Genomic DNA, 2023 nt, shown 5'->3' on the forward strand with positions numbered 1-2023 from the left:
TCTTCACGCTTATACGCGCTCTCCCCGGTGTCCGGCTCATAGCCACCGTCGTCGGCGGGATTATCATGACCCGCCGACTTGGCGCCAGCATCGGGGCGCCAGGACCACGCGACTTCACGTCCGCGTCTTGCCGTTCGTCCGCACGCGATAGAGCATGCTGCGACGACGACGCGGCCACCGCATCCCCGCCTCGCGTGTCGTGACGATCGCGCGCAACGCCCCTCCGAGTGAGGCGGGATGGGCGTAGACAATCACGATTTCCGTAAAATAGCAAGAAGTTTATTTTTTACAGAATTAGCGGGGGCCGCTTGGCGCGCGAACGCGACGGTTGGGCGAGCTGCCGTAGCAACCATCAAAAGTAGGGTGGGCAAAGCGGCCGCCGAAGGCGGCGGCGTGCTCATCGTCCATCCGCATCGTCGGCGGGCTTGGTGGGCACGGCGCGCGATGCAGCGGCGCATTCACGCAACAGCACGGGCGCGCCTTTGTCCACCCTGCGGACTAGCGACTCCGTCGTCGTCCCGGGCAAGCCACGACGCGCGTCAGCGCGTTGTGGCGCCGACCCGGGACCCATACGCTGCGGCCGTCGTGATGGGCAGAATGCCAATGACCAACGTGCCTCGAAACGCTTCCTGCGGGGTATGGGTCCCGGCTCGGAGGCCGGGACGACGCCGAGTTCGTAGCTTGTTCCGGGTAGGCGAAGCAGCAGCTGCTGCACGGCGCCAGCTGTGACCTCTACTGCCCACCCGCCCAGGCCGCCAGCACGGCGCGCTCGTCGGCGGTGATCTCGGTGATATTGCCGGGGGGCATCGCGCTCGACCACGCGGCGTTGCGCGCGATCAGGCGGGCGTTGCGCTGGATGTTGTCGGCATTGTCGAGCAGTACGCCCTTGGGCGCGGCGACGATGCCATCCCACACCGGCTCGGCGGCGTGGCACATGCTGCAGCGGGAGCTCACGATCTCCGTAACCTGTGCGAAGCTCGGCGGAGTTGCAGCGGCCGTCTTGGCGTCGCGGGGGCCGGCTGCTGACAGCAGCAGGATCGCGATCATGCCGGCGGCGGCGACGCCCCACACCCACCAGGGCGACGGATGGCCCTTGTGGCGCTCGTTGAAGAAGTGGCGGATCACCGGGCCGAGCGCCAGCACGATGGCGACGATGGCCCAGTTGTAGCGGGTGCCGAACAGCAGCGGGTAGTGGTTGCTGATCATCAGCACCACGACCGGCAGAGTGAGATAGTTGTTGTGGACCGAGCGCTCCTTGCCCGCCTTGCCGAGCTTCGGATCCGGCGCCTCGCCCGCGAGCAGCGCGGCGACGATCTTCTTCTGGTTGGGGATGATCACCGCGAACACGTTGGCGACCATGATGGTGCCGATGATGGCGCCGATCTGGTTGAAGGCGCCGCGGCCACTCAGCACGTGCGTGAAGGCATAGGTGAGCGCGACCAGGAAGACGTAGCCGCCGATCGCGAACGGCAGCTCATGTCTGGCAAGCCCGCTGCGGCAGGCCGCCTCGTAGAGCAGCCAGGCAAGAGCGAGCGAGCCGAAACTGAACAGGCCCGCCTGAACGGGTGTGAGATCGAGGATCGACTTGTCGACGAGGAACAGGTCGGCGTTGAGGTAATACACCACGATCATCAGCACGAAGCCGGACAGCCAGGTGGTGTAGGCCTCCCATTTGAACCAGGTCAGCTCGCTCGGCATCTGCGCCGGCGCGACCAGATATTTGACGATATGGTAGAAGCCGCCGCCATGAACCTGCCAGGCCTCGCCCATCACGCCCTTCGGCAGGGTGTCCCGCGGCTTCAGGCTGAGGTCGAGCGCGATGAAATAGAACGAGCTGCCGATCCACGCCACCGCGGCGATGACATGCAGCCAGCGGAAGATCAGGCTCAGCCATTCCGATATGATCGAAGCCCACATCGCGCGGTCAACTCCTGTTGTCGTTCGTTCCAGCCCGCAGGGTGCGACGGGCTCGGTCTTCACCTCGCCCCGCTTGCGGGGAGAGGTCGGATTGCATCGCCAGATG

At 65.7% G+C, this 2023-nt stretch carries 1 protein-coding gene; it reads right to left on the minus strand.

All coding sequences use genetic code 11. The features are described 5' to 3' along the window. Nucleotides 1-732: 732 nt before the first annotated feature. Nucleotides 733-1917 (minus strand): urate hydroxylase PuuD, encoded by a 1185-nt coding sequence (locus tag BRAO375_RS26065; RefSeq protein WP_009030434.1) that lies wholly within the window; start codon nt 1915-1917, stop codon nt 733-735. Between the last annotated feature and the right edge of the window lie 106 nt (nt 1918-2023).

This window comes from Bradyrhizobium sp. ORS 375, from assembly GCF_000239775.1.
Taxonomy (GTDB): Bacteria; Pseudomonadota; Alphaproteobacteria; order Rhizobiales; family Xanthobacteraceae; genus Bradyrhizobium.